Origin of the sequence: Methylorubrum sp. B1-46 (assembly GCF_021117295.1) — a bacterium.
GTDB lineage: Bacteria > Pseudomonadota > Alphaproteobacteria > Rhizobiales > Beijerinckiaceae > Methylobacterium.
This window is the reverse complement of sequence record NZ_CP088247.1, coordinates 3,357,658-3,382,387: the sequence shown is the minus strand read 5'-3', so window position 1 is coordinate 3,382,387 and position 24,730 is coordinate 3,357,658. Positions and strand designations below refer to the sequence as shown.

23 protein-coding genes and 1 tRNA gene are annotated in these 24,730 nt (G+C 67.9%); 13 read left to right on the top strand and 11 right to left on the bottom strand.

Annotated features, from left to right (window positions below):
- Window positions 1–149: 149 nt before the first annotated feature.
- The 3 genes from pdeM to LPC10_RS15675 are packed head-to-tail and all read right to left on the bottom strand — an operon-like array spanning window position 150 to window position 4,468.
- The gene (gene pdeM / locus LPC10_RS15685; protein WP_231343147.1) at window positions 150–863 is read right to left on the bottom strand and encodes a ligase-associated DNA damage response endonuclease PdeM; all 714 of its coding nucleotides are present in this window, start codon (window positions 861–863) and stop codon (window positions 150–152) included.
- A gap of 41 nt (window positions 864–904) precedes the next feature.
- Window positions 905–3,478, bottom strand: coding sequence for a ligase-associated DNA damage response DEXH box helicase (locus tag LPC10_RS15680; protein WP_231343142.1), 2,574 nt, complete (start codon window positions 3,476–3,478; stop codon window positions 905–907).
- A gap of 39 nt (window positions 3,479–3,517) precedes the next feature.
- Complete coding sequence (locus LPC10_RS15675; RefSeq protein WP_231343140.1) at window positions 3,518–4,468, bottom strand: alpha/beta hydrolase; 951 nt, start codon at window positions 4,466–4,468, stop codon at window positions 3,518–3,520.
- A 218-nt stretch (window positions 4,469–4,686) separates the two neighbouring features.
- Here LPC10_RS15675 and LPC10_RS15670 point away from each other — a divergent pair, with 218 nt between their 5' ends.
- The 8 genes from LPC10_RS15670 to LPC10_RS15635 all read left to right on the top strand — a co-directional run bounded on the left by LPC10_RS15670 (window position 4,687) and on the right by LPC10_RS15635 (window position 12,636).
- Window positions 4,687–5,043, top strand: a complete 357-nt coding sequence (locus tag LPC10_RS15670) for a DUF6460 domain-containing protein (RefSeq protein WP_231343138.1) — start codon at window positions 4,687–4,689, stop codon at window positions 5,041–5,043.
- Between the two features lie 139 nt (window positions 5,044–5,182).
- Window positions 5,183–6,580, top strand: coding sequence for a heterodisulfide reductase-related iron-sulfur binding cluster (locus tag LPC10_RS15665; RefSeq protein WP_231343137.1), 1,398 nt, complete (start codon window positions 5,183–5,185; stop codon window positions 6,578–6,580).
- A gap of 113 nt (window positions 6,581–6,693) precedes the next feature.
- Entirely contained in the window at window positions 6,694–7,080 is a 387-nt protein-coding gene (locus LPC10_RS15660; RefSeq protein ID WP_231343136.1) for a response regulator, read from the top strand.
- Between the two features lie 143 nt (window positions 7,081–7,223).
- Window positions 7,224–8,519, top strand: coding sequence for an O-acetylhomoserine aminocarboxypropyltransferase/cysteine synthase family protein (locus LPC10_RS15655; protein ID WP_231343134.1), 1,296 nt, complete (start codon window positions 7,224–7,226; stop codon window positions 8,517–8,519).
- A gap of 19 nt (window positions 8,520–8,538) precedes the next feature.
- A complete protein-coding gene (locus tag LPC10_RS15650; protein WP_231343127.1) occupies window positions 8,539–9,087 on the top strand; it encodes a murein L,D-transpeptidase family protein in 549 nt (182 codons plus the stop codon).
- A gap of 351 nt (window positions 9,088–9,438) precedes the next feature.
- Window positions 9,439–11,124: a methyl-accepting chemotaxis protein gene (locus tag LPC10_RS15645; RefSeq protein WP_231343125.1), complete on the top strand. Its 1,686-nt coding sequence runs from the start codon at window positions 9,439–9,441 to the stop codon at window positions 11,122–11,124.
- Window positions 11,125–11,254: 130 nt separating this feature from the next.
- Complete coding sequence (locus LPC10_RS15640) at window positions 11,255–12,268, top strand: NAD(P)-dependent alcohol dehydrogenase (RefSeq protein ID WP_231343123.1); 1,014 nt, start codon at window positions 11,255–11,257, stop codon at window positions 12,266–12,268.
- Complete coding sequence (locus LPC10_RS15635) at window positions 12,268–12,636, top strand: hypothetical protein (protein ID WP_231343119.1); 369 nt, start codon at window positions 12,268–12,270, stop codon at window positions 12,634–12,636. The genes LPC10_RS15640 and LPC10_RS15635 overlap by 1 nt, the downstream gene beginning before the upstream one ends.
- A gap of 101 nt (window positions 12,637–12,737) precedes the next feature.
- On the opposite strand, the gene LPC10_RS15630 is transcribed toward LPC10_RS15635, so the two are convergent.
- Together LPC10_RS15630 and LPC10_RS15625 are read right to left on the bottom strand one after the other, a co-directional pair.
- Window positions 12,738–13,475: an RNA methyltransferase gene (locus LPC10_RS15630; RefSeq protein WP_231343118.1), complete on the bottom strand. Its 738-nt coding sequence runs from the start codon at window positions 13,473–13,475 to the stop codon at window positions 12,738–12,740.
- Between the two features lie 108 nt (window positions 13,476–13,583).
- Entirely contained in the window at window positions 13,584–14,132 is a 549-nt protein-coding gene (locus LPC10_RS15625) for a formaldehyde-activating enzyme (protein ID WP_133090371.1), read from the bottom strand.
- A 399-nt stretch (window positions 14,133–14,531) separates the two neighbouring features.
- On the opposite strand from LPC10_RS15625, the gene LPC10_RS15620 reads away from it, so the two are divergent.
- Window positions 14,532–15,746 carry an NADP-dependent isocitrate dehydrogenase gene (locus tag LPC10_RS15620; RefSeq protein ID WP_231343117.1) on the top strand — a complete coding sequence of 405 codons (1,215 nt, stop codon included), beginning with the start codon at window positions 14,532–14,534 and terminating at the stop codon, window positions 15,744–15,746.
- 165 nt (window positions 15,747–15,911) lie between these two features.
- Here LPC10_RS15620 and LPC10_RS15615 read toward each other — a convergent pair whose 3' ends face one another.
- The 3 genes from LPC10_RS15615 to glgX all read right to left on the bottom strand — a co-directional run bounded on the left by LPC10_RS15615 (window position 15,912) and on the right by glgX (window position 20,341).
- Entirely contained in the window at window positions 15,912–16,229 is a 318-nt protein-coding gene (locus tag LPC10_RS15615; protein WP_231343116.1) for a plasmid stabilization protein, read from the bottom strand.
- A gap of 26 nt (window positions 16,230–16,255) precedes the next feature.
- Entirely contained in the window at window positions 16,256–17,851 is a 1,596-nt protein-coding gene (locus LPC10_RS15610; RefSeq protein WP_231343115.1) for a hybrid sensor histidine kinase/response regulator, read from the bottom strand.
- 219 nt (window positions 17,852–18,070) lie between these two features.
- Window positions 18,071–20,341, bottom strand: a complete 2,271-nt coding sequence (gene glgX / locus LPC10_RS15605; RefSeq protein ID WP_231347066.1) for a glycogen debranching protein GlgX — start codon at window positions 20,339–20,341, stop codon at window positions 18,071–18,073.
- Between the two features lie 237 nt (window positions 20,342–20,578).
- On the opposite strand from glgX, the gene LPC10_RS15600 reads away from it, so the two are divergent.
- The 3 genes from LPC10_RS15600 to LPC10_RS15590 all read left to right on the top strand — a co-directional run bounded on the left by LPC10_RS15600 (window position 20,579) and on the right by LPC10_RS15590 (window position 23,157).
- Entirely contained in the window at window positions 20,579–21,355 is a 777-nt protein-coding gene (locus tag LPC10_RS15600; protein ID WP_231343112.1) for an SHOCT domain-containing protein, read from the top strand.
- A gap of 158 nt (window positions 21,356–21,513) precedes the next feature.
- Window positions 21,514–22,578, top strand: coding sequence for a spore photoproduct lyase family protein (locus LPC10_RS15595; RefSeq protein WP_231343111.1), 1,065 nt, complete (start codon window positions 21,514–21,516; stop codon window positions 22,576–22,578).
- A 117-nt stretch (window positions 22,579–22,695) separates the two neighbouring features.
- Complete coding sequence (locus LPC10_RS15590; RefSeq protein WP_231343109.1) at window positions 22,696–23,157, top strand: nucleoside deaminase; 462 nt, start codon at window positions 22,696–22,698, stop codon at window positions 23,155–23,157.
- A gap of 9 nt (window positions 23,158–23,166) precedes the next feature.
- Here LPC10_RS15590 and LPC10_RS15585 read toward each other — a convergent pair whose 3' ends face one another.
- The 3 genes from LPC10_RS15585 to LPC10_RS15575 all read right to left on the bottom strand — a co-directional run bounded on the left by LPC10_RS15585 (window position 23,167) and on the right by LPC10_RS15575 (window position 23,850).
- Complete coding sequence (locus LPC10_RS15585) at window positions 23,167–23,478, bottom strand: ETC complex I subunit (protein ID WP_231343107.1); 312 nt, start codon at window positions 23,476–23,478, stop codon at window positions 23,167–23,169.
- A 28-nt stretch (window positions 23,479–23,506) separates the two neighbouring features.
- A tRNA-Pro gene (locus LPC10_RS15580) sits at window positions 23,507–23,583 on the bottom strand.
- Between the two features lie 51 nt (window positions 23,584–23,634).
- Window positions 23,635–23,850 carry a hypothetical protein gene (locus LPC10_RS15575; RefSeq protein ID WP_231343105.1) on the bottom strand — a complete coding sequence of 72 codons (216 nt, stop codon included), beginning with the start codon at window positions 23,848–23,850 and terminating at the stop codon, window positions 23,635–23,637.
- Window positions 23,851–24,020: 170 nt separating this feature from the next.
- Here LPC10_RS15575 and LPC10_RS15570 point away from each other — a divergent pair, with 170 nt between their 5' ends.
- Complete coding sequence (locus LPC10_RS15570; protein ID WP_231343104.1) at window positions 24,021–24,728, top strand: glutathione binding-like protein; 708 nt, start codon at window positions 24,021–24,023, stop codon at window positions 24,726–24,728.
- The last annotated feature ends 2 nt before the right edge of the window (window positions 24,729–24,730 follow it).

Below are 24,730 nucleotides of genomic sequence, written 5' to 3'. Positions count from 1 at the left end.
ACCATCGCAGAAGACGATTTTGCTGCCTTGCGCGCGAAAGTAGTAGTCGCACGGTGATTTCGAATCAGAAGATGTGGGTGGCCTGCGCGGTCGTATTTTGCAACTGCGCAATTCCGTTTGGTCGATCTGGCCTGTGTCCGTGAGGCTTCTCAATCCCGCCCGAGCATGGATCGTCCGATCGCGAAGACGCGCCCGTCGCCGAGCAGATAGGCTGTGAACCCCTTCGGGAAGAGTGGCTCGAAGGCGGCGTCGCGCACGTTGAGGCCGCCGGTATAGGCGCCGAAGGCCGGCATCACGAGACGGTGGCCGTCGCTCACGAAGCAGCGGCGGCGCACGGAGCGGCCCCGCATCGTCACCTTGCCGCAGGGATGGAGATGGCCGGCGATCTCGCCCGCCCCGGCTCCCGCCAGCGGCTCGTGCCGCAGGGTCAGGCCGCCGAGGGACACCGTCTCGCAGTAGCGCCCGCCGACGCCCTCGCTCACCGCCGCGTCGTGATTGCCGGCGATCCAGACCCAGTCGCGACCCTCCTGCAGGGCGGCGATCATCGCTCGGTCGCCGGGCTCCATCCGCTCGGGGCCGCGGGCATCGTGGAACGAATCGCCCAGCGCAACCACGCAGGCCGGATCGAGCCGCTGGATCACCTCATGCAGGCAGGCCAGGGTCTCGCGGGTGTCGTAGGGCGGCAGGAACTGGCCCGAGCGGGCGGCAAACGACGACCCCTTCTCCAGGTGCAGGTCCGACACCACCAGGGTGCGGTGTTCGGGCAGCCACAGGGCGCCGGTGCGGTCGAGGCTCAAGGCCTCGCCGGCAAGCGCAAGGTCGGTGCCCTTCACGGTCTTCTCGAGTCTCTGGCCGAGTGCCACGTCGTTGTCCCAAGCTTCGCGGAGAGGGCGGCCGGCCCGCGTCAGCCGAGCGCTTCTTGCAGCAGCTCGGCTTCGGCCTCGGCCAGGATCTCGTCGGCCCCCTCCCCGTAGACCCGCTCGCGCCCGATTTCGAGCATGACGGACACGGAGAGCGGCGAGACCCGGTCGAGCGCCCTGTGGGTGATTCGCCCCCGGATACGCCTCAGCATCATGCCGAGGCGGGTCACGTCGAGGAGTCCGGTTGCCGCATCCTGCCGTGCGGCGCGCAGGAGCAGGTGGTCGGGCTGGTGGCGGCGCAGCACGTCGTAGATCAGGTCGGTCGAGATCGTGACCTGTCGGCCGGTCTTCTTCTGGCCGGGAAAGCGCCGCTCGATCAGCCCGGCGATCACCGCGCACTGGCGAAACGTGCGCTTCATCATCGCCGATTCGTCGAGCCACGCCTCTAGGTCGTCGCCGAGCATGTCCTCGTCGAACAAGGCCTCCATGAAACCGGGCGAGAGCGCGGCCCGTTCGCTGACATCCCGCGTGCACCAGATGGCGATGCCGTAATCGTTGGCGGCGAACCCGAGCGGGCGCAGCCGGGCGCGCTCCAGGCGCCGGGTCAGCAGCATGCCCAGCGTCTGGTGGGCGAGCCGCCCCTCGAACGGGAAGGCGGTGAGATAGTGGCGCCCGGCGCGGGCAAAGGTTTCGACCAGGAGGTCGCGCTCCCCCGGAAGGGCCGAGTGCCGGCGCTGCTGCGCGAGGTAGTCCGAGAGCTGGCGCGGCAGCCGGTCCCACTCGAACGGGTCGGCGATGATCGCCCGCACCCGCGCGGCGAGGAAGGTCGAGAGCGGAAACTTCGCGCCGGCATAGGAGGGGATCGCCGGATCGGTGCCGGGGCCGGCCCGCGTCACGAGGCACTCGTCCTCCGCCAACCCCTCGAAACGCAGGACTTCGCCGGCGAACAGGAAGGTGTCGCCGACGGTGAGCGTCTCGGCGAAATCCTCCTCGATCTCGCCCAGCGTTCGCCCGCCCTTGGGGAGCACGGTGCCGGGCTTGGCGCGCAGGCTGCGGGCCATGCGCACCTTGATATGCGTCGACTCGATGATGGTGCCGATGTTCATGCGGTATTGCTGCGCCACCCGCGCGTCGCGCACCCGCCACTTCCCGTCCGGCCCGCGCAGGATCTTGGCGAAGCGCTCGTAGGCGCGCAGCGCGTAGCCGCCGGTGGCGACGTAATCGACCACCGCCTCGAAATCCTCCCAGGACAGGCGCGCATAGGGCGCGGCCGAGGTGATTTCTTCGTAGAGTTCGAGCGGGTCGAACGCGTCGGCGCAGGACATGCCGAGGACGTGCTGGGCCAGCACGTCGGGGGCGCCGAGGCGGGCGTCCGGCGTGTCCTGGGCCGCCTCCTCCACCGCGTCGAGGGCGGCGCGGCATTCCAGCATCTCGAAGCGGTTGCCGGGCACGAGATAGGCCTTCGAGGGCTCGTCCATGCGGTGGTTGGCCCGGCCGATCCGCTGCATGATCCGGCTCGCGCCCTTCGGCGCGCCGACATTGACCACCAGATCGACGTCGCCCCAATCGATGCCGAGATCGAGGGTCGCTGTGCAGACGATGGCACGCAGTTGCCCCGCTGCCATCGCCGCCTCGACCCGGCGGCGCTGCGAGGCATCGAGCGAGCCGTGGTGCAGGGCGATCGGCAGCGTATCGTCGTTGAGCCGCCACAGCTCCTGGAACGTGTATTCCGCCTGGAGGCGCGTGTTGACGAAGACGAGCACCATGCGGTGCGCGCGGATCAGTTCGTAGATCGCCGGCATGGCGTGCCGGGCAGTATGGCCGGAGAGCGGGAGCGTGCGGCCGATGTCGAGCATGTGCAGGTCGGGCTTGGCGCCCCCCTTCACCACGACGAGGTCGGCCATGGGCGCCTTGCACCCTCTCCCGCCCGCTCCGCGGGCACCCTCCCCCGCAGGGGGGGAAGGGGTTTGTGAGACGAGATACTTCCGCAACTCGTCCGGCTCGCGCACGGTCGCCGAGAGGCCGATGGCGCGGGCCTCCGGCGCCAGCCGTCGCACGCGGGCGAGCGCCAGGGAGAGAAGATCGCCGCGCTTCGAGGTGACGAGGGCATGCAGCTCGTCGAGCACGACCGTCTTCAGCCCGGCGAAGAATGCTTCCGCTTCGCGATGGGCGAGCAGGAGCGAGAGCTGTTCGGGGGTGGTGAGCAGGATGTCGGGCGGGCGTTGGATCTGGCGCGCGCGCTTGTGGGCCGGGGTGTCGCCGGTGCGGGTCTCGACGGTCACGGGAAGCCCGATGCCTTCGATCGGCGCTTCAAGATTGCGGGCGATGTCGACCGCGAGCGCCTTGAGCGGCGAGACGTAGAGGGTGTGAAGGCCGCGCGCCTTGCCCTTCTCGCCGCCCCTCCCGGCGCCCTTGCCGCCGCCCTTGCGCTCGCTCAGTTCGACCAGGCTCGGCAGGAACCCGGCCAGCGTCTTGCCGGCTCCCGTGGGCGCGACGAGGAGCGCCGAGCGTCCGGCTTGGACGGTCGCCAGCAGTTCGAGCTGATGCGGGCGCGGCGCCCAGCCGCGCGAGGCGAACCACGCGGAGAAAGACGGCGGAAGGTCGGGAGGCGCGGGCACCCGGCTCAGGTAGGACGGCGGCGGCCCGTCGTCACCGCGTCACGCCAGCGCCATCAGGAAGCGGTCGATCAGTTCCAGCGCCCGCTCCGTCAGCGCGCCGGGATAGCGCACGAAGATGTGGCAGCCGCCGGCATAGACCGCGGTGTGGCCGCCGTTGTTGGCCGCGGCCCAGCGGGCCGACATGTAGAGCGTGTCGTCGAGCAGCGGGTCGGCGGTGCCGACCGTGAACAGGGCCGGCGGCAGGCCCTTCAGATCGGCGTAGAGCGGCGACACGTCGGGCCGGCGTCGATCGATGCCCTCGCGCACGTAGCCGTCGGCGAAGCGCTTGAGGTCGGTGGTGTTGATGACGAGCCGCTCCTCGCCCCACAGCCGCACGCTCGGGGTCAGGCCGAGATCGAAGAATCCGGCATTGAGGTTGGCACCGCGGAAGGCGCGCGGCAGTCCGTGGCGGTCGCGCAGACGCAGCAGCGTCATCACCGCGAGATGCGCGCCGACGGACTCGCCGCCGATGGTCAGCGCGTGGATGCCGAGTTCCGCCTTGCCGGGGCCGGCGAGCCAGAGCGCCGCGGCCTCGCAATCCTCGAGCGCGGCCGGATAGGGATGCTCCGGCGCCAGCCGATACTCGACCGAGAGGCAGACGAAGCCGCAGGTATCGGCGATGCGCTCCAGCCAGGGATCCTGCTCGTCGGCCGCGCCCCAGACCCAGCCCCCGCGGTGGATGTGGAGGTAGGCGCCGCGCGCCTTGCCCTGCGGACGGATGACGCGCAGCGCCAGCGGGCCGCCCGGCCCCTCGATGGTCAGGATCTCGGCGCGCGGGCTGCGCGGCATGGCGGGAGAGGCCTGTGTCCCCGCCCGGCGCCGCGCCCGCACCTCCTCGATCGGCAGCGACCACGGATCGGCCTGCGCCGCGTGCGCGGCCACGATCTCGGCGTTGAGCGCCTTCGTCTCGGCATCGATGGTCGCCGGGTCGAACAGAGCGTGGTCGATCATGGCCTTCGTCAGGTCGCGCGAGGTGGAGGCGTGAGAGCCGGCAGGGCGAGATTGAGCCTGCCATCTTGAGCGGAACGTTCGAGGATGCCATCTGGCTGCTACCCCGAATGCGTCGAATGCGAAGTTCGACCGGCGGTTTCGCATGAGTGTGGCGGAGAGGCAACGCCGTTGCGGGGTTGCCACGAAGTCCTGAGGATCTGGCGAGGATACCGACCGACATGATCGGCGATCACGACCCCCGGCGCCGCGCCCCGCTCGATGCCGGCGCCTACCCGGCCGATCCGCGCCACGGTGAGCCGCGCCGCCGCTCCGGGCTCAACCGCTTCCTCGGCGGCTCTCCGGCGGCCGTGTTCGTGAAGCTGCTGTTCCTGTCCGTGCTCGTCGGCGCGGTGATGGCGATGTTCGGCCTGACGCCGGGCCTGCTGTTCTGGCAGTTCTACGATCTCACCCGGTCGCTGATCGACCTCGGGCTCGACACGTTCCACGATTTCGGTCGCTGGATCCTCGCGGGTGCGGTGGTGGTGGTGCCGATCTGGTTCATCGCCCGCCTGCTCACCGTCTCGCGCGATCGCTGAGGCTTTTGCCGCGGGTTTCGACCGCCTGATCCCGCGCCACTGCGACACAGCAACAGCTTAGAACCGTTCCGATTGCCTCGCCCGCGCGAACGGTTCTAAGAGACGTAAAGAGAAGCAAGAAACCGCATCGAGGCGCGTCGTGCAGACCAATTTCGCTCCCGAGCAGCTCGCCGACCCCGCCATGGCGGCCTCGGAGAAGATCCTGCGTACCTGCGTTCATTGCGGGTTCTGCACCGCGACTTGCCCGACCTATCTCCTGCTCGGCGACGAACTCGATTCACCGCGCGGCCGCATCTACCTGATCAAGGATATGCTGGAGGGCGGCAAGCCGGCGAGCCGCGAGGTGGTGAAGCACGTCGACCGCTGTCTCTCCTGCCTGTCCTGCATGACGACCTGTCCGTCGGGCGTGCACTACATGCACCTCGTCGATCACGCCCGCGCGCATATCGAGAAGACCTACCGGCGCCCGCTCTCCGACCGGCTGCTGCGCACGGTGCTGACGCTGGTTCTGCCCTATCCGAACCGCTTTCGGCTGGCGCTGCTTGCGGCCAAGGTCGGGGCGCCGTTGCGGCCACTCGTCGCCCGGCTGCCGCGGGTCGGCAACCGGCTCGCGGCGATGCTCGACCTCGCGCCCGCGCAACTGCCCAACCGCAACCGGACCGACCGGCCCGGCACTTTCCCCGCCGATCCCTCGGCGCAGGAGATCAGCGCGCTGTTCCAGACCGGCGCGGACAAAGGCCCGGCCGAACGCCGCGGCCGGGTCGCGCTCCTGCGCGGCTGCGCCCAGAGCGTGCTGCGGCCGGACTTCAACGAGGCTGCGATCCGCCTGCTCAACCGTCACGGCGTCGAGGTGGTCCATCCCAAGGGCGAGGGCTGCTGCGGCGCACTGACCCACCATATGGGCCGGGAAGACTCCGCCCACGCTCATGCCAAGCGCACCATCGACGCCTGGATCGCCGAGATGGACGGGCCCGGCCTCGATGCCATCGTGGTCACGGCGTCCGGCTGCGGCACGACGATCAAGGATTACGGCTTCATGTTCCGCGACGACCCGGCCTATGCCGAGAAGGCGGCGCGGGTGTCGGCGATCGCGAGGGATGTGACCGAGTACATGGCCGAGATCGGCCTACTGCCGCCGGTGGAGGACACCGACCTCGTGGTCGCCTACCATTCCGCCTGCTCGATGCAGCACGGTCAGGCGATCCGGACCGAGCCTAAAACCCTTCTCAAGAAGGCGGGCTTCACGGTGAAGGACGTGCCGGAGGGGCACATCTGCTGCGGCTCTGCCGGCACCTACAACATTCTCCAGCCGGAAATCGCCGCGCGTCTGCGCGACCGCAAGGTGGCCAATATCGAGCGCGTGAAGCCAGACCTGATCGCCACCGGCAATATCGGCTGCGCCACCCAGATCGGGAAAGGCACCGACATCCCGATCCTGCACACGGTCGAGCTGCTCGATTGGGCGACCGGCGGCCCGCGGCCGGAAGCTCTGGCGAATCTTCCCGCGCGCCCGGCGCCTGTCCGGGCACACGCGTAAGGTCAAGATTAAGTTTTCCGCCGTGCACAATTGCAGGGCGCCCCTTCCTTGACCTCGCTGCAGGTGCGAATTAGGCCCGCAACCAGTGTCGGCCCGAGATCGTTTGCAGCCTCATGACAGAAAACCCGACAGAGTTGCCCGTCGTCCTCCTCGTCGAAGACGACGGCCTGCTGCTGATGGAAGCCTCCGATACGCTGGCGGAGGCCGGGTTCAACGTCCTTGAAGCGCACCATGCCGACAAGGCCCTCGACGTGCTTCAGGACCGGCCCGACGTCGAGATCCTGATGACCGACGTCGACATGCCGATGGGCTCGATGGACGGCTTCGCGCTCGCCCGTGTCGTCGCCCACCGCTGGCCGGACATCCCGGTGCTGATCGTCTCCGGCATGGGCACGCCCAGCCCCGGCGACATGCCGGAGGGCGCCCGCTTCATCCCGAAGCCCTACGCGCCGACCATGCTGGTGCGCACCCTCAAGGCCTGCCTCAAGCGCGCGGCCTGACGCATCCTCCCAGACGTTTCGCGCATGGCGGATGCGCGCGGGGGCCGATCGCGGGTTTCGCCGCGGGCCGTTTCACGGCAGAAGGCGGGTGAGAGTGGCGCGCTGCCTTGCGCGCCGACAGAGCGATCAGTCCAGGTCCCGCCATGACCGCCGAGCCAAAGATCCTCCGCCTCGCCACGCAGGCGGTCCATGCGGGCGCCGCGCCCGACCCCGCCACGGGCGCGCGGGCGCAGCCGATCTACTTCACCAACGGCTTCGTGTTCGATTCTACCGAGCAGGCCGCCGACATCTTCGCGATGCGCAAGACCGGCTTCTCTTACTCGCGCGGCTCGAACCCGACGGTCGCCGCGCTGGAGCGCCGGATCGCCGCGCTCGAAGGCGCCAAGGCGGCGGTGGCGGTCTCCTCCGGGCAGTCGGCGGTGCTGCTGGTGATGATGACGCTGATGCAGGCGGGCGATGCCTACGTCGCCTCGCCGCGCCTGTTCGGCGGCTCGCTCGGCCTGATGCGCCGCCTCGAAGGCCGCTACGACCTGACGCCGCACTTCGCCGCCGACCTGACGCCGGAAGCCTTCGAGGCGGCGATCACGCCGCAGACCAAGGCGATCATCTGCGAGTCGATCGTCAACCCTTGCGCCACCGTAATGGACATCGAGGGCATCGCGGCGGTGGCCAAGCGCCACGGCCTGCCGCTCGTGATCGACAACACCCTCGCCTCCCCCGCCCTGATCCGTCCGATCGAGTACGGCGCCGACATCGTCGTCCACTCCACCTCGAAGTTTCTCGGCGGCTCGGGGCAGGTGATCGGCGGCATGATCTGCGATGCCGGCACCTTCGACTGGAAGGCGCAAGGATCGCGCTACAACCTCATCAATGATCCCTGGCCGGACTATGACGGCCTGATCGTCAGCGAGCGCTTCCCCGAGATCAGCTTCGCCGTCGCCTGCCGGCTGTTCGGCCTGCGCGACCTCGGCCCCGGCCTGTCTCCGATGAACGCCTTCCTGACGCTCACCGGCATCGAGACCCTGCCGCTGCGGATGGAGCGCCACTGCGCCAACGCCAAAGCGGTCGCCGCCTACCTCAAGGACCATCCGGCGGTGGAATGGGTCAGCTACCCGGCGCTGCCGGGGCAGAAGGGCGAGGCGTTGGCCAACCGCTACGTGCCGCAAGGGCCGGGCTCGATCTTCACCTTCGCGCTCAAGGGCGGCGAGCCGGCCGCGCTGAAGCTCATCGCAGGTCTGGAGCTGATCTCGCACCTCGTGAACATCGGCGAGATAAAGTCGCTGGCGATCCACCCGGCGACCACGACCCACCGCCAGCTTCGCCCTGAGGAGCGTGCGGCGGCCTGCGTCGGCCCTGAGACGGTACGCCTCTCGATCGGCCTGGAGGATCCGGAGGATCTGATCGCCGATCTCGAACAGGCCCTGGCCAAGATCGGCTGAAAAATCGGCTGAGGCGGCCATGGCTGGGCGGCGGCACATCGCGGCGGTGATCGGCGGCCTCGCCGTCTTCGGTGCGGGCGCCGTCCTCCTCGCCGACTTTCTCCAGTTCGGCCGCACCGAACCGACGCTCGCCGCCGAGCCCGAGCGCGCCGACCGCGTCCTCGTGGAGAAGGCGGCGCGCCGCCTGACGCTGCTGCGTGAAGGCCGGGTGCTTGCGACTTATCCCGTCTCCCTCGGCTTCGCGCCGGAAGGGCACAAGGCCCGCGAGGGCGACGGGCGCACACCCGAGGGCAATTATACGATCGCGTTCCGCAACCCGCGCAGCGTCGCCCACCTCTCGCTCAAGGTGTCCTACCCCTCCCCCGCCGACGAGGCGGCCGCGCGAGCCGGTGGCTATCCGCCCGGCGGCGACATCATGATCCACGGGCTGATGAACGGCTTCTCCTGGCTCGGCCGCCTGCACCGGATGAGGGACTGGACCCAGGGCTGCGTCGGCGTCACCAATGCCGAGATGCGCGCGATCTACGCCCGCGTCGATGTCGGCACGCCCATCGAGATCAGGCCGTAGCGGTGTCGGGCCGTTTGCCTCGGTGTTGACGATCGCGTCGCTCCGCGATTTCCGCGTGTGACCTCCATCTGCATCGTCAAGACTTCTAAATTTTCGGGCATTCGGCGTTCATTGGGGTTGTATCTGGAAAACAACCCTCTCGTGGGACGCTATTATTTTCTGATTTGGTCTCATCTTGAAATGGACTGTTTCGTTCGAAAATAAATCTAAGCGATCGATGGCCCCGATACGCTGCCCCGGAAACGGGTTTAGTTCATTTGTTAATATTTCAACGATATCAAATGTTCGTCAGAAGACCCGGTCGGTCCGTGCGCGGCGGGCGACTTGGCACTTTACGCGCCTCCTTCGCCCATGCGTCTCAGTCTCAAGGCCACTCTCGCTGCTCTCTTCGGGGGGGTCGCGCTCATTACGGCCATACAAGGTGCGATTTCGCTCGGTGAGCTGTCTTCCATTCGAAAACGCGTCAACGAAGTCGCGTCGAATTGGCTTCCGTCGGTCGTCACGGCCAACGAGATGAATGCCACCGCCAGCCGTGTGCGTCTGCGGCAGTTCCGGATGGCCACGACGGTCGACGATCCGAAGGCGTTGACCGCCTATCGGAACCTCTACGAACAGGCCGGAGCGGAGATGGCGGATGCCCGGCGACGCTACGAGGGGCTGATTTCATCGCAGCAGGAACGCGCCCTCTACGATCAGTTCTCCTCAAACTGGGATCGCTACGAGCAGGCAAGCTCCCGACTGATCCGGTTGATCGATGCGGGCCGACAGCAGGAAGCCGTCACGGAGCTGGCCGGCAACGATCTGTTCAAGCTCTACACCGCTGCCAGCGACGTCCTGATGCAGGTCGTTGCCCTGAACCGGGGGGCGGCCCAGCGGGATGCGGACGCGGCGGTCGGCGCGGCCGACAGCGCCTCCGTGACGGCCGTCGTGTCGGTCGCGCTGGCACTCTTCCTGGCTCTCGGCGCCATGCTGTTCGGGCTGTTTCGGATCTCTCGGCCGATCACCGGCATGACCGGAACCATGGGAGCGCTCGCTGCCGGCGATGTCGAGACGCCGGTGCCCTATCGGCAGCGCCGGGACGAGATCGGCGCCATGGCGGGCGCGGTCCAGGTGTTCAAGGACAATCTGATCCGGACCCGTGCGCTGGAAGCCGAGACGGCCCTCGCCCGCGCGTCGGCCGAGGAGCAGAGAAAGGCTGCGATGCGGGCGATGGCCGACAGTTTCGAGGCGGCGATCGGCGGGATCATCGGCACCGTGACCTCGGCGGCGACGCAGTTGCAGGCCACGGCCGAGAGCATGTCGGGGACCGCCACCGAGACCGCGTCGCAATCGGTCACGGTTGCCTCGGCGGCGGAGGAGGCGGCGACGAATGTCGAGACCGTCGCCGCGGCCGCGGAGGAGCTCGGCACCTCCGTCCACGAGATCGGCCGGCAGGTCGCCAACTCGTCCGAACTGGCGCAGATCGCGGTCGGCGAGGCCGATCAGACCGCGGGACTGGTCCAGAACCTGTCGAGTGCGGCGTCCAAGATCGGCGACGTGGTGGCCATGATCTCGACGATCGCCGGGCAGACCAACCTGCTCGCCTTGAACGCCACGATCGAGGCGGCCCGTGCGGGTGAGGCTGGCCGCGGCTTCGCGGTGGTCGCCGCCGAGGTCAAAGAGCTCGCCAACCAGACCGCGCGGGCCACTAGCGAGATCGCGCAGCAGATCGGCACGATCCAAGGCGCGACCGATCACGCCGTCCTGGCCATCGAAGGCATTTCCGGCCGTATCCGCGAGATCAGCGGTGTCGCCACCGGCATTGCGGCGGCGGTCGAGGAGCAGGGGGCGGCAACCCAAGAGATCGTGCGCAACGTCGCCCAGGCCGCGACCGGAACGGGCGAGGTGACGACCAACATCGCCGGCGTCGCCCGCGCCTCCGAAGAGACGGGCGCTGCGGCAAGTCAGGTGCTGGGCGCAGCCTCCGAGCTGTCGCGCCAGTCCGAGCGTCTCTCGGCGGAAGTGAGCCGCTTCCTCACGACGGTGCGCGCGGCGTGAGGCGGTGACGGCGAGAGGTCCGTTTTCCGGCCGGCCTTCGGAATGATGAGGAAGAGGTCGCCTTCGGGCGGCCTCTTCCCATATGGGCCTTGCGTCGATCCGAGAATCGAAGCTGCCACGGGAGACGGCCATGCGCGCCTACGAAATGTCCGCCGCCGCAGGTCTCGATAGCTGGAAGAGCGTCGAGCGCCCCACCCCGGAACCCGGTCGCGGGCAGGTGCTCGTGCGAATGCGCGCGGCCTCGCTGAACTACCGCGACCTGCTGATTTGCCAGGGCCGTTATCCCTTCGCGATCAATCTCGACCGGCTGATCCCGGTCTCGGACGGCGCGGGGGAGATCGTGGCGCTCGGCGAGGGCGTGCGCCGCTTCACCGGCGGCGAGCGCGTCGCCGGCATCTTCTCGCAGAGCTGGCTCGGTGGCGCCCAGGTGGCTGATACGTGGCAGACGGCGCTCGGCGGCGCCATCGATGGGGTGCTCACCGAGTACCAAGTGTTCGACGAGGACGGGCTCGTCACGCTTCCCGATCATCTGAGCTTCGAGGAGGGCGCGACCCTGCCCTGTGCCGCCGTGACCGCCTGGAACGCGCTCTACGGGCTCAAGCCCCTGCGGGCCGGCGAGACGGTGTTGACGCTCGGCACCGGGGGCGTCTCGATTTTCGCGATCCAGCTCGCGCACGCGGCCGGGGCGCGGGTCATCGCCACCTCATCGAGCGATGCCAAGCTGGAGAAGGCGCGCGCGCTCGGCGCGAACGAGACCATCAATTATCGCACTCATCCCGATTGGGAGCGGGAGGTGCGTCGGCTGACCGGCGGCGTCGGCGTCGATCACGTGGTCGAGGTCGGCGGCACCGGAACGCTGCCACGCTCCATCGCCTCGACCCGACCGGGCGGGCATGTCGGCCTGATTGGGCTGTTGGCGCAGGGCGAGGCGATCGACCCGCTGGCGATCCTGGGCGCGAGCTGCATCGTGCGCGGCGTCGCCGTCGGGCCGCGGGAGATGTTCGAGGACATGAACCGCTCGATCGCCCTGCACGCGATCAAGCCGGTGATCGACCGGGTCTACGGTTTCGACGAGGCGCCCGCCGCGCTGGCGGCCCTGGCCGAAGCCTCCCATGTCGGTAAGATCGTGATCCGGATCGCTTGATGGCCACGTCTCTGGGGGAGGAGCGGTCGATGCGCGTGGCGTGGTGGGGCGTCTTCTCGGCGCTGCTTCTGCCGATGGCAGCCAGCGCTGCGGAAGTGACGACGGTGCGGACCGAGTCCTTTCCTCGGCCGCCCTATTCCGGCGCGACCTACTATGTCTACGAACGGGCGGGCCAAACGATCTGCACCAAGCTCGCCGTCTGCAACAAGTTCGATCACTGCGAGACCACCTACGTCCCCGGTGCCTTCCGGGCACCCGAGGATACGGCGACCGGCGAGCCCTACGGGACGACGCCGGCGGTGCCGATTGCGCCCGCCTCGCTCGCCAAGCATGTCTGCCTGACGCGGTTCGGCCTCGTGCGGCGGTAGAGCATCGCCCCGAAAGGTGGTCACCGGCTTTCCGAGCGATGCAGAACTAAGAGACGAGAGCATCGTCCCGGATCCGTTATCGAGGACGATGCCCGAGGCTCTCAAGCCTCGTCGCCCTTTGCTCCGCGGCGGCTCAGCGCCCGCAGCGCGCCGCGGAAGGTGCGCACGTCCTGCTCGGTCATCGCCATGCGGTGGAGCATGTCGCGCATGTTACGGGCGATGATCTCGCGCTTCTCCGGTGGGTAGAATCCGGCGCCCGCCAGCGTCTCCTCCAAGCTGGCGAACAGCGACAGCAGGGCCTCGCGGGTGGCGGGTGGCGAGAGCAATTCGCCGGAAAAACGGAGGGTCGCGAGGCCTGCGGCGCGGCGCCATTCGTAGCCCATCAGAAGCACGGCCTGGGCGAGGTTGAGCGAGGGGAATTCCTCCGTCACCGGGAAGGTGACGATGGCGTCGGCTAGCGACACCTCGTCGTTGCTGAGGCCCACACGCTCGCGCCCGAACATCAGCCCGATCCGCTCGCCGCGCCCGACCCGCTCGGCGACCACCGTCATCGCCTCGTCGGGCGCGAAGACCCGCTTCATCTGCCCGCGCTCGCGGGCGGTGGTGGCGAGAACGTGGTGCAGGTCGGCGATGGCCTCGGCCAGGGTGGCGTAGATCTTCGCGCCGTCGAGCACGTGCGTCGCACCGGAGGCCGCCTCCCGCACGCCCTTCTTCGGCCAGCCGTTCTTCGGCGCCACGAGGCGCAACTCCGACAGCCCGAAATTCGCCATGGCGCGGGCTGCCATGCCGATATTCTCGGCCAATTGCGGCTCGACCAGGATGACGACGGGGGCGTTCATAGCCGCCCTCTCGCATGCCGCGGGCACGGCCTCAATCTGCAAATCGCGGACGATGCGCGAACGGTCCGGCGCCGCCAGCGAAGCCGGCGGCGCCAAATGCGAGACGACTCAGATCTTACCGTCGAGACCCATCTGGTAGTACTTGTGGACGATCTTATCCTGGTTCTCGAGCAGCCAGTCGATCGACGGCTCGTTGGTCATGGCCTTGCGGATCGCCTCGGTCATGCCCTTGCGCTGGATCTCGAACAGCGCCTTGTGGTCGATGTTCTCGTCCTGGATCACGCCGGGGCTGAGCCAGACCGAGCAGATGATGCCGAGATCGTTGGCCTTCTCCTTGGGGATGTAGCCGGCCCGCACGGCGTCGAGCACGCCGTTGGCGATGGCGTACTGCACCGTGCCCATCAGGATCGAGGTGTACTTGTTCTCGGTCACGCTCACCTTGGAGACGCACAGCGTCACGGGCCGGACCATGATGTCGGTGTTCAGGAGCGCGAAGACGCGACTGTGGCCGACGACCTGATCGCCGGTCAGCGTGGCGAGTGCGGTGCCAACCGGGCCGTCGAGCTCGCCGATGATGACTTCGGGCTCGGACGCGGTGTTGGGCGGGCCGCCCGCGACGAGCGCCTCGCCGGCGCGCAGGATGATGCGGTCGCTCATGATGTGTCCTTCCTCGTGATCGGCCATGCGATGGACGGCCGGGGTCGTCGCAGCGGCAGCCGGGTTTGTCCAGGCCGCTTAGCGCGGCCGTGGCGTGCGCTCTTGTGCCGGAGCGACACTTGCTTTGGCCGGGGAGCGGGATGCGGGATGCCCGAGCCGGCTCGTCTCTATCGGAAGCGAATGACGCGGGGCATGCCTCGACCCATGACGGATGCCGCAGAGGACGGCGGCGGCCGGTTGCTCTTGCGCCGGTAACAGATCCGCATATCCGAAACCGGTGCCCGGAGCCCGGCTTTGTCGGCTTGCTGCGCTGCGTTATAGGGGCGGCAACGGGGTTCCGGGAGGACGCGCAAAGGGCAATCGGCCGAATGCGCGGCACCGGGTAATCGAGGGACCGACATGGCGAAGATCAAGGTGGCCAATCCGGTCGTCGAACTCGACGGCGACGAGATGACCCGGATCATCTGGGCTGAGATCAAGAACAAGCTCATCCATCCCTACCTCGATCTCGACCTCGACTATTACGACCTCGGCGTCGAGCACCGCGACGCGACCAACGATCAGGTCACGATCGATGCGGCCGAAGCGATCAAGCGCCACGGCGTCGGCGTGAAGTGCGCCACGATCACGCCGGACGAGGCGCGCGTCGAGGAGTTCAAGCTCAAGGAGATGTGGCGCTCGCCCAACGGAACGATCCGCAACATCCTCGGCGGCGTCATCTTCCGCGAGCCGATCATCTGCTCGAACGTGCCGCGTCTCGTGCCGGGCTGGACCCAGCCCTTCGTGATCGGCCGCCACGCCTACGGCGACCAGTATCGCGCCACCGACTTCAAGGTGCCGGGCAAGGGCCGCCTCACTATCAAGTTCGAAGGTGACGACGGCACTGTCATTGAAAAGGAAGTCTTCAAGTTCCCCGATGCCGGCGTCGCGATGTCGATGTACAACCTCGACCAGTCGATCATCGATTTCGCTCGCGCCTCGTTCAACTACGGCCTCGCCCGCAAGTACCCGGTCTATCTGTCGACCAAGAACACCATCCTGAAGACCTATGATGGGCGCTTCAAAGATCTGTTCCAGAAGGTGTTCGACGAGGAGTTCAAGTCGAAGTTCCAGTCGCTCGGCCTGACCTACGAGCACCGCCTGATCGACGACATGGTCGCCTCCTGCCTCAAGTGGTCGGGCGGCTATGTCTGGGCCTGCAAGAACTACGACGGCGACGTGCAGTCGGACACGGCGGCGCAGGGCTTCGGCTCGCTCGGGCTGATGACCTCGGTGCTGATGACGCCGGACGGCCAGACGGTCGAAGCCGAGGCCGCCCACGGCACGGTGACGCGCCACTACCGTGAGCACCAGAAGGGCAAGGCGACCTCGACCAATTCGATCGCCTCCATCTTCGCCTGGACTCGCGGCCTCGCCCACCGGGCAAAGCTCGACGGTAACGCCGACCTCGCCAAGTTCGCCGCGACCTTGGAGAAGGTCTGCGTCGACACCGTCGAGGCCGGCCACATGACGAAGGATCTCGCCCTCCTCGTCGGCCCGGACCAGAAGTGGCTCACCACCAACGGCTTCCTCGACAAGGTCGATGAGAACCTGAAGGCGGCGATGGCGGGGTGAGGTAGAGGCCGCCCGCTTCCCTTTCCCTTCTGCGGGAGAGGGTGGCTCGCGAAGCGGGCCGGGTGAGGGGCGCGCCGTTTCCGGAGAGTTCGGGGCCGGCCACTTTCCCGCCTCGCATCCGCGACGCACCCTCCCCCCGCAGCGGGGGAGGTTATGTTTCGGCGTTCACCCAGCCTTCTTCGCCGCGTTCCGCTTGCGCGTCTCGGCCGCTTTCTTGGCCGAGGCCGAGCGCTCTTCCTTGGTGCGCGAGGCCGAGGCCGTACCGCCGCTGCGACCGCCCTTATGCGCGGCGGGATGGCCGGTGGAGCGCCCGCGGCCCGAGCCACCGGGCTTCTTGCCGCCGCCGTCATCCTTGTTGACGGTCGCCCAGGCGCGGGATTCCGCTTCCTTCTCGGGCACGCCGCGGGATTCGTAGGATTCGGCGATGTGCTCCGCCTTGCGGATCTGCTTGTCCGTGTATTTCGACTTGTCGCCCTGAGCCATGATGCTCTCCCGATTGGCCGCGGCGGTCAGGTTTGGACCGGCGCGTCGAGGGCCGCACGCACCCGCCGGATCAGCTCGGCGCGGCGGTACGGCTTGTTCAGGATATCGAACTCCGGACGCTCGATGCCGGTTCGCTCAAGGCTGGCCTCGGCGTAGCCGGTGGTGAGCAAGATCTTGAGGGCGGGGTGGCGGCGACGCGCCTCGCGGGCAAGCGACAGACCGTCCATGCCGCCGGGCATGATCAGGTCGGAGAACAGCAGGTCGATCTCCGGATGGTCGCCAAGGATCTCTAGGGCCTCGCGGCCGTGGCGGGCCATCAGGGTGCCGTATCCGTAGTCGCGCAGGATCGCCCGGGCGAGTTCGGCGACGTCGGCGCGGTCGTCGACGATCAGAATCGTCTCCGTCCCCGGCCGCTCATCGATCGAGGGAGGCGGCTCGTTCGGTTCGCCCTCCTCCTCGGTGGCCGGGAAGGACAGGCGCACGGTCGTCCCTTCCCCCATCACCGACTCGATCTGCGCGAAGCCGCCCGACTGCTTGGCGAAGCCGTAGACCATCGACAGGCCGAGCCCGGTGCCCTTGCCCTCCTCCTTCGTGGTGAAGAACGGGTCCATCACCCGCGCCAGCACATCCGAGGGGATGCCGGAGCCCGTATCCGTGACCGCGACGCTGACGAGGCGACCGGTGCCGTCGGGGCGGCTGGCTTCCTCGTTGCGGGTCGTGATGGTGACGTGTCCGCCCTCCGGCATCGCGTCGCGGGCGTTGATGAGAACGTTGAGCAGGGCGACCTCGGCCTGGGTCCGGTCGATCCGGCAGGCGCGGAGATCGGGGGCGAGATCGGTCTCGATCGTCACCGCGTCGCCCAGCGTGCGCGCGGCCAGCTCCTTGGTCTCGGTGACGAGGTCGTTGAGATTGAGGGTGCGGCCGACGAGGCGCTGCTTGCGGGCGAAGGCCAGCAATTGCTGCGTCAGTGTCGAGGCGCGCTCGGCCGCTTCGCGGATGTTGCCCACGGCACGGCCCATGCGGCCGGGATCGGCGTCCGGCCGTTCGAGATTGGTCGCAAGCGAGTCGGCATATCCCAGGATGACCTGGAGCAGATTGTTGAAGTCGTGGGCGATCCCGCCGGTGAGCTGGCCGATCGCCTCCATCTTCTGCGCCTGATGCAGCGATTCCTCGGCGATGCGGCGGCGGGTGATGTCGAGCTGCGAGCCGAAGAAGTACACGAGGTCGCCGGCCGCATTGTAGACCGGGCTGACGAACAGCGCGTTCCAGAAGGATGAGCCGTCCTTGCGGTAGTTCAGGATCTCAGTGGCGACGTCGCGCCGGGCGGCGATGGCATCGCGCACCTGCGCCCGCGTCGCCGGATCGGTCTCGGGCCCCTGGAGGAAGCGGCAGTTGCGGCCGATGACCTCGTCGCGGGCGTAGCCCGTCATTTCCAGGAAGGCCTGGTTCACGAAGACGATCGGATGGTCGTCCCGGTTCGGGTCGACCACCACCATCGGCATGCGGGTCATCGAAACGGCGGCAAAGAAGATGTCGTTGCCCGCATCGAACTCGTGGCCGGCCGCGCCGGCTTCGACGCTCGTGTGGACGCCGTGGGGTCTCTTCTCGGGGATGTCGGTCATGCGGACCCGCGGCGTGGCGTGATGGTCGAGGCCACCGGCGTCGCCGCCGCTTCCTCACTGCTGGAGTGTAGAGCGTCGTCTCGAAAGGGGGGCCCCGAACTTTGTAGAAAAACGCTGGGCAGAAAGACGATGCAAAGTTGAGCGCGCAGGAACGATCGAGTCCGCGCGCCCGTCACGGCGGGCAGGGCCGCCCCGGCAGGGCGGTCCTGCCCGAGGGCGTCAGCCCTCCTCGTCGATGCCGAAGCTGACGTTCTCGACATTCGCCCGCTCGAAGGCTTGCATCACGTACTGGTAGGAGCGTTCCATGTCGCTGTGCTCCTCGCCCTCGCTCTCGATCGGCTTGAGCACGAACATCAGCATCGAGCGGCCCGTGACCGAGTAGCTCTCGCCCACGGCGAAGCTCTCCACTTCCTGGCTGTCGGGCAGGTTGGTGTCGAGCAGCCGCGTCCAGGCGGTGCCACCGGCGGCCTCGGGGAAGGTGAAGTCCACCACGTCGTGATAGGCGTTGTAGAACAGAAGCAGGGTGGCATCGCCGCCGCGCTTGTGGATGCCGCTCGCCTGCGCACGCCCGTCGAGCAGGACGGCCAGGGTCCGCGAATTGCCGTCGTTCCAGTTCTCCGGGCTCATCTCGGTACCGGCGGCCGTGAGCCAGGTCACATCCTTGACACCGAATTCCTCGTCGTAGGCGCCTGTTACGAAGCGGCCGCGCGAGAGCATCGGGAGCGAATTGCGCAGCAGGATCAGGCGCTGCGTGAACTCGGCGAGATCCCGCTCCTCCTCGCCGATGGCGCCCCAATCGACCCAGGAGACTTCGTTGTCCTGGCAATAGGCGTTGTTGTTGCCCTGTTGGGTCCGGGCGAACTCGTCGCCGGCGAGCAGCATTGGCGTGCCCTTCGACAGGAACAGGGTGGCGAGCATGTTGCGCATTTGGCGCAGGCGCACCGTGCGGATTTCCGGATCGTCGGTCGGGCCCTCGACGCCGTAATTGTAGGACAGGTTATGGCCGTGCCCGTCGCGGTTGCCCTCGCCGTTCGCCTCGTTGTGCTTCTCGTTGTAGGAAACGGTGTCGTTGAGCGTGAAGCCGTCATGGGCGGTGATGAAGTTCACCGAGGCCCAAGGGCGGCGTCCGCGCTTGTTGAACTTGTCGGCGGACGCGGTGATGCGCGAGGCTAGCCCCGGCAGCAGCCCGGCATCGCCCTTCCAGTAGCCGCGCACGTCGTCGCGGAACCGGTCGTTCCACTCGGCCCAGCCCGGAGGGAAGCCACCGACCTGATAGCCGCCGGGGCCGCAATCCCACGGCTCGGCGATGAGCTTCACATCGTTGAGCACCGGATCCTGGCGGCAGGTATCGAGGAAGCCGCCGCCCTCGTCGAAGCCGTAGGGCTCGCGGCCGAGGATGGTCGCCAGATCGAAGCGGAAGCCGTCGACCCGCATTTCCGTCGCCCAGTAGCGAAGCGAATCGGTGACGAGCTGCAGCACCCGCGGGTGCGAGAGGTTGAAGGTGTTCCCGGTGCCGGTGTCGTTGATGTAGTAGCGCGGCTGGTTCGGCAGCAGCCGGTAGTAGGAGGCGTTGTCGACGCCTTTGAAGGACAGGGTCGGACCCTTCTCGTTGCCCTCCGCCGTGTGGTTATAGACGACGTCGAGGATCACCTCGAGGCCGGCGCCGTGCATGCGCGCCACCATCTCCTTGAACTCTGAGAAGGCGAAGTCCGGCACCGCGGCGTAGCGCCGGGCCGGCGTGAAGAACGAAATAGTGTTGTAGCCCCAGTAGTTGATCAGGCCCTTCTGCTGCAGGTAATCGTCCTGCACGAAGGAATGCACCGGCAAGAGTTCGACCGAGGTGATGCCGAGGCTCTTGATGTAGTCGAGCACCGCCGGGTGGCCCATGCCGGCATAGGTGCCGCGCAGCTTCTCCGGCACCGCCGGATGCAGCTTGGTGAAGCCCTTCACATGGGTCTCGTAGACGATGGTGCGTTCCCACGGCACGCGCGGCTTGGCATCGCGGCCCCAGGTGAAGGCCGGATCGATCACGCGGGAACGGCGGGTGTAGGGGGCGGAATCGCGCTCATCGAAGGTGAGGTCGTCGCCGGTCTCCATCTGGTAGCCGAACAGGGCCGGGTTCCACTCGATGGTGCCCACCAGCCCCTTGGCGTAGGGGTCGATCAGCAACTTGTTCGGGTTGAAGCGGTGGCCGGCCTCCGGCTCGTAGGGGCCGTGGACGCGGTAGCCGTAGATCGTGCCGGGGCGCGCATCCGGCAGGTAGCCGTGCCAGACCTCGTCGGTGTATTCCGGCAGTTCGATGCGTTCGACTTCCTTCTCGCCCGCATCGTCGAACAGGCACAGCTCGACCTTTGTCGCGTGGGCGGAGAACAAGGCGAAGTTGACGCCGCGCCCGTCCCAGGTCGCACCGCGGGGATGCGGCGAGCCTTCGCGAATTCGCGTGCGCGAGGTGCGCGGCTTCGGCATCCCATTCCTCTCGGTATCGGCCATCGTCGTCCCATTCTCGTTGGTGGCGGCCCCCTCGGGTCCGGCCGGACTCTGAACGTTCACGGAACCGCGAAGCTCCGTCTCGGCTGATGCGGCGCAGCAAATTTTTCCCGATCCGCCGCACGCTGTCGCGGATGTGGGAGAGCGATGTGTTAGCCTTGGACGAAACTCGCGGTGGAGGCTCGCGTTGCACCGCTCCCCATCGATCGGAACGGATACGCCCGTGGAGAACACGCGCTGATGATCGAAGACTCCGAACACCGGCCCAACGGCCTTCAGACCCTGGCCGAGCGGCACGGCGTCAGCCTGGAGGCGGTGCGACACCTGCTGCGGGCCCTTCAATCCGGCCAGGGCAACATGGCCCAGTTCGACCATCCCGACCTTGGCGGCTTCGGGCAATGGTCGCGCGGCGGAATGGTGATGGTCGGATCGATGAACAACCACGCCCTGAAGGCGCGGGTCGATGCCCTCTGCACCGAACTCGCCGCGGCCCTGCCGCTCTCCGGTTTCCGCGAGGAGGCAGCCTCGGGCAACTGGTGGCCGGAGGAACTCGGCCTCCCGTCGAGCGCGGGGGCGCAGAACGGCACGCGCTACGCGTTCTTCCCCGAGAGGCGGCGGCTTGCCGTCGAGACCGACGGCCGGCTCGCCCTCTACGACACGGGTGAGCGCATCGTCACCGGTGCGAGCCAGCAGCAGGGCGGGACCTCGTCGCTGCGCTTCAGCGGTCCGCAGGGAAGTTTTTCGCTGGACGATCTGACGCCTGTCGAGCGGGACGCGTCGGACAAGCCCTCGGTCTCCACGGCTGCGACGGCCTCCACGTTCTCGATGGGATCGTCTTCGGCGTTCGCCGCTCGTCCGGCCGCGGCCGCTGCCCATCGGCAGGGTCCGGCCTCTGCGGGCGCAGACTCCGCCGATGTGCTCTCGATCCTCGAACGGCTGGCGGAGCTGCACAAGAAGGGCGTGCTGACCGACGCGGAGTTTTCGGGAAAGAAGGCGGAGTTGCTGGCACGGCTCTGACGCTCGCTCCGTCATGGCGCGGCGATCCGGACAGGGCGTGCCGCTGGATCGCCGCGCCGACGCGCAATGACGGGATCCGGCCCGGCGGCCGGCCGTTAGGGCGACGGCCTGTCGCCGCAGGGGCCGGTGGATCGCCGCGAGCGCCCTAGATCCGGCCCATGGCCCCGCGCGACCTCATCGACATCGACCGCATCTTCTACGAGCCCGCGGTCGCCGATTACCCGCGCGGACGCGAGATCCTGGCCCGCTATCCCAACGCCGAGCGGATCGAGGTCCCCTCGCACTGGAACATCCCGGACCTGCACGGCAATGCCGGTTCGGTCGAGGATTGGGTGCGGATCAAGCGTTCGACTCTCGTGCTCGGCGTGAAGAAGGGGCTCGCGATGCGGCCCAACGGTCGCTCCGCTCATTTCATCGCGCCCTCCACATCGAACGGCTGCGCGATGGCCTGCGCCTATTGTTACGTGCCGCGCCGCAAGGGTTTTTCCAACCCGATCTCGCTGTTCGTGAATGCCGAGGCGGTCTGCGCCGCGATCGCGCGCCATGCGGGCAAGCAGGGTCCGCTGCCCGAGCCCGACCAGATCGACGGGCAGGCCTGGGTCTACGATCTCGGCGAGAACGGCGATCTCTCGATCGATGCGATGATCTGCGACAACGTTCGCGATCTCGTCGCGCTGTTTCGCGGGTTGCCCAACGCCAAGGGGTCCTTCGCGACCAAGGCGGTGAACCGGGATCTCCTCGCTTATGATCCGCAGGGGCGCACCCGCATCCGCTTCTCGCTGATGCCCGCCCGGATCGCCCGCATCGTCGATGTCCGGACCACGCCGATCCCCGAGCGGATCGCCGCGATCGACGACTTCGTGAGGGCCGGCTACGAGGTCCACGTCAATTTCTCGCCCGTCATCCTCTACGAGGGCTGGGAGGCGGATTGGGCGGCGCTGTTCGATGCGATCGACAGGACGATCTCGGGCGCAGCCAAGGACCAACTCGCCTGCGAGATCATCATGCTGACCCACAATGCCGGGCTGCACGCGGTCAATCTCGGTTGGCACCCGAAGGCCGAGGATCTGCTCTGGCGGCCGGACATTCAGGAGACGAAGCGCTCCGAGGGCGGCGGCGACAACCTGCGCTATCGCACCGGCTGGAAGGGACAATGGCTTGCCCGGTTCAAGACGCTGCTCGCCGAGCGGATGCCCTATTGCCGCGTGCGCTACGCGTTCTGATAGGGTCTCCGCTCGATCAGAGCGGGGCGCGGATCAGCCAGCCCGCGCGGCGCTTGAGCGAAGTCCAGATCCGCCATCCCGAGGGGATCAACCGGATTTGGCATGAGGAGAAAGCGAATGCCGGTTCACGAAAACTATCTGCGCGAGGCGACCGAACTGGCGCTGGCCAACGTCGCCGAGGGCGGCAGCCCCTACGGGGCGGTGATCGTGCGAGACGGCGAGGTCGTGGCGCGGGCGGCCAACCGCATCCACCGCACCAACGATCCGAGCGATCACGCCGAGATGGTGGCGTTGCGGGAGGCGAGCCAGCGGCTCGGTCGGCCCAAGCTCGACGACTGCATCGTCTATGCCAGCGGGCGGCCCTGCCCGATGTGCCATGCAGCCATGCGGCTCGCCGGGATCAAGCAGGGGTACTTCGCCTTCACCGCCGAGGAGGCGGAGGCCGAGGGGCTGATTAGTGCCGGGATCTATGCCGAGCTGTGCCGGCCACTCGAAGAGCAGCCGATGCAGGTGCGCCACCACCCGGTGCCCGGCGAGCCGAGCCCCTACCGCGCCTGGGCAGAGCGCAAGGGGAGCTGAGGACCTGGCTCAGTGCGTCCAGGGCGCCGTGCGGTTGAACTTGAAATTGTCGGAGTAGGACAGGCCCTTGCGCGCGATCGGCGGCGGCGTCTCCTCGACCCGGTAGGCGATGCCCGCCGACTGGGCGTAGGCCACCGCCTCCTCCGACGTGTCGAATTCGAGCCGGACCTGCTGCAGCATGTCCGAGGAGCCGGTCCAGCCCATCAGCGGATCGGTCTCGCGCGGCTCGGTCTGGTCGAACTCCAGCACCCACTGCTTGGTGCGGGCGAGCCCGGACTGCGTGGGATCCTTGGCGGGACGGTAGATGCGGGCGCTCGGCATCGGACGGCTGTCGTCTCCGGGGAAGGTATGGTCGGGGCGATAGGATTCGAACCTACGACCCTCTGCTCCCAAAGCAGATGCGCTACCAGACTGCGCTACACCCCGACGCTGTCAGGGAGATACCGCCTCGGCTCTCGGCCGGCAAGGCGCCGCTCGTCACACGAGGATGTCGAGGACGCGTTTCTCGGCCTCGATCGAGGATTTCAGCACCGCGGTGTTCACGGAGACGCCGAACGAGGCCGAGGCCAGCTCGGTCACGGCCGTGACGGGTTCGGCGGCGGATCGGGGCGAGGCGACCCGGGCGGCCGCCCCGTCGAAGCGCTGCAGGGCGGCGCTCACGCCCGCCGAACTCGTCGAGACTGCCGAGACCATGAACCGTCGCCTTTCGTCCCGCGCAGCACAGCACGGAAAGGTAAAGGACGTGCTCAGGGAATCGGTGCAAAGCCCGCGCGCCGGCCGCGGCTTGATCGGATCGCCGAGCGATCCCACTTCGCCGCAGGTCGGAGGCCTCGCCCTCGCGGGCTCGGAGACAAGGCGCAGCGATGATCGATCTGTACTACTGGCCGACCCCGAACGGTCACAAGGTGACGATGTTCCTGGAGGAGGCCGGCCTCCCCTACACGATCCATCCGGTGGATCTCGGCAAGGGTGCGCAGTTCGAGCCGTCCTTCCTGAAGATCGCGCCGAACAACCGCATGCCGGCCATCATCGATCACGCCCCGGCCGATGGCGGCGAGCCGGTCTCGCTGTTCGAGTCGGGGGCGATCCTGCTCTACCTCGCGGAGAAGACCGGGCGCTTCCTTCCCGCCGACCTGCGCGGGCGGGCCGAGACCCTGCAATGGCTGTTCTGGCAGATGGGCGGGCTCGGGCCGATGCTCGGCCAGAACCACCATTTCTCGCAATACGCGCCGGAGAAGATCCCCTACGCCATCGACCGCTACGTGAAGGAGACGAACCGGCTCTACGGCGTGCTCGACCGCCGGCTCGCCGACAGCGCCTTCGTTGCGGGCGCCGACTACACCATCGCCGACATGGCGGCCTATCCCTGGATCGTGCCGTGGGAGAAGCAGGGCCAGCGCCTCGACGACCATCCCAACCTGAAGCGCTGGTTCGAGGCGATTGCCGAGCGGCCCGCAACCAAGGCCGCCTATGCGCGCGCGGCCGAGGTCAATCCGAATTACGGCCAGCCGATGAGCGAGGACGCCAAGCGGGTGATGTTCGGCCAGACCGCCGTGAGCACCAAGAAATAGGG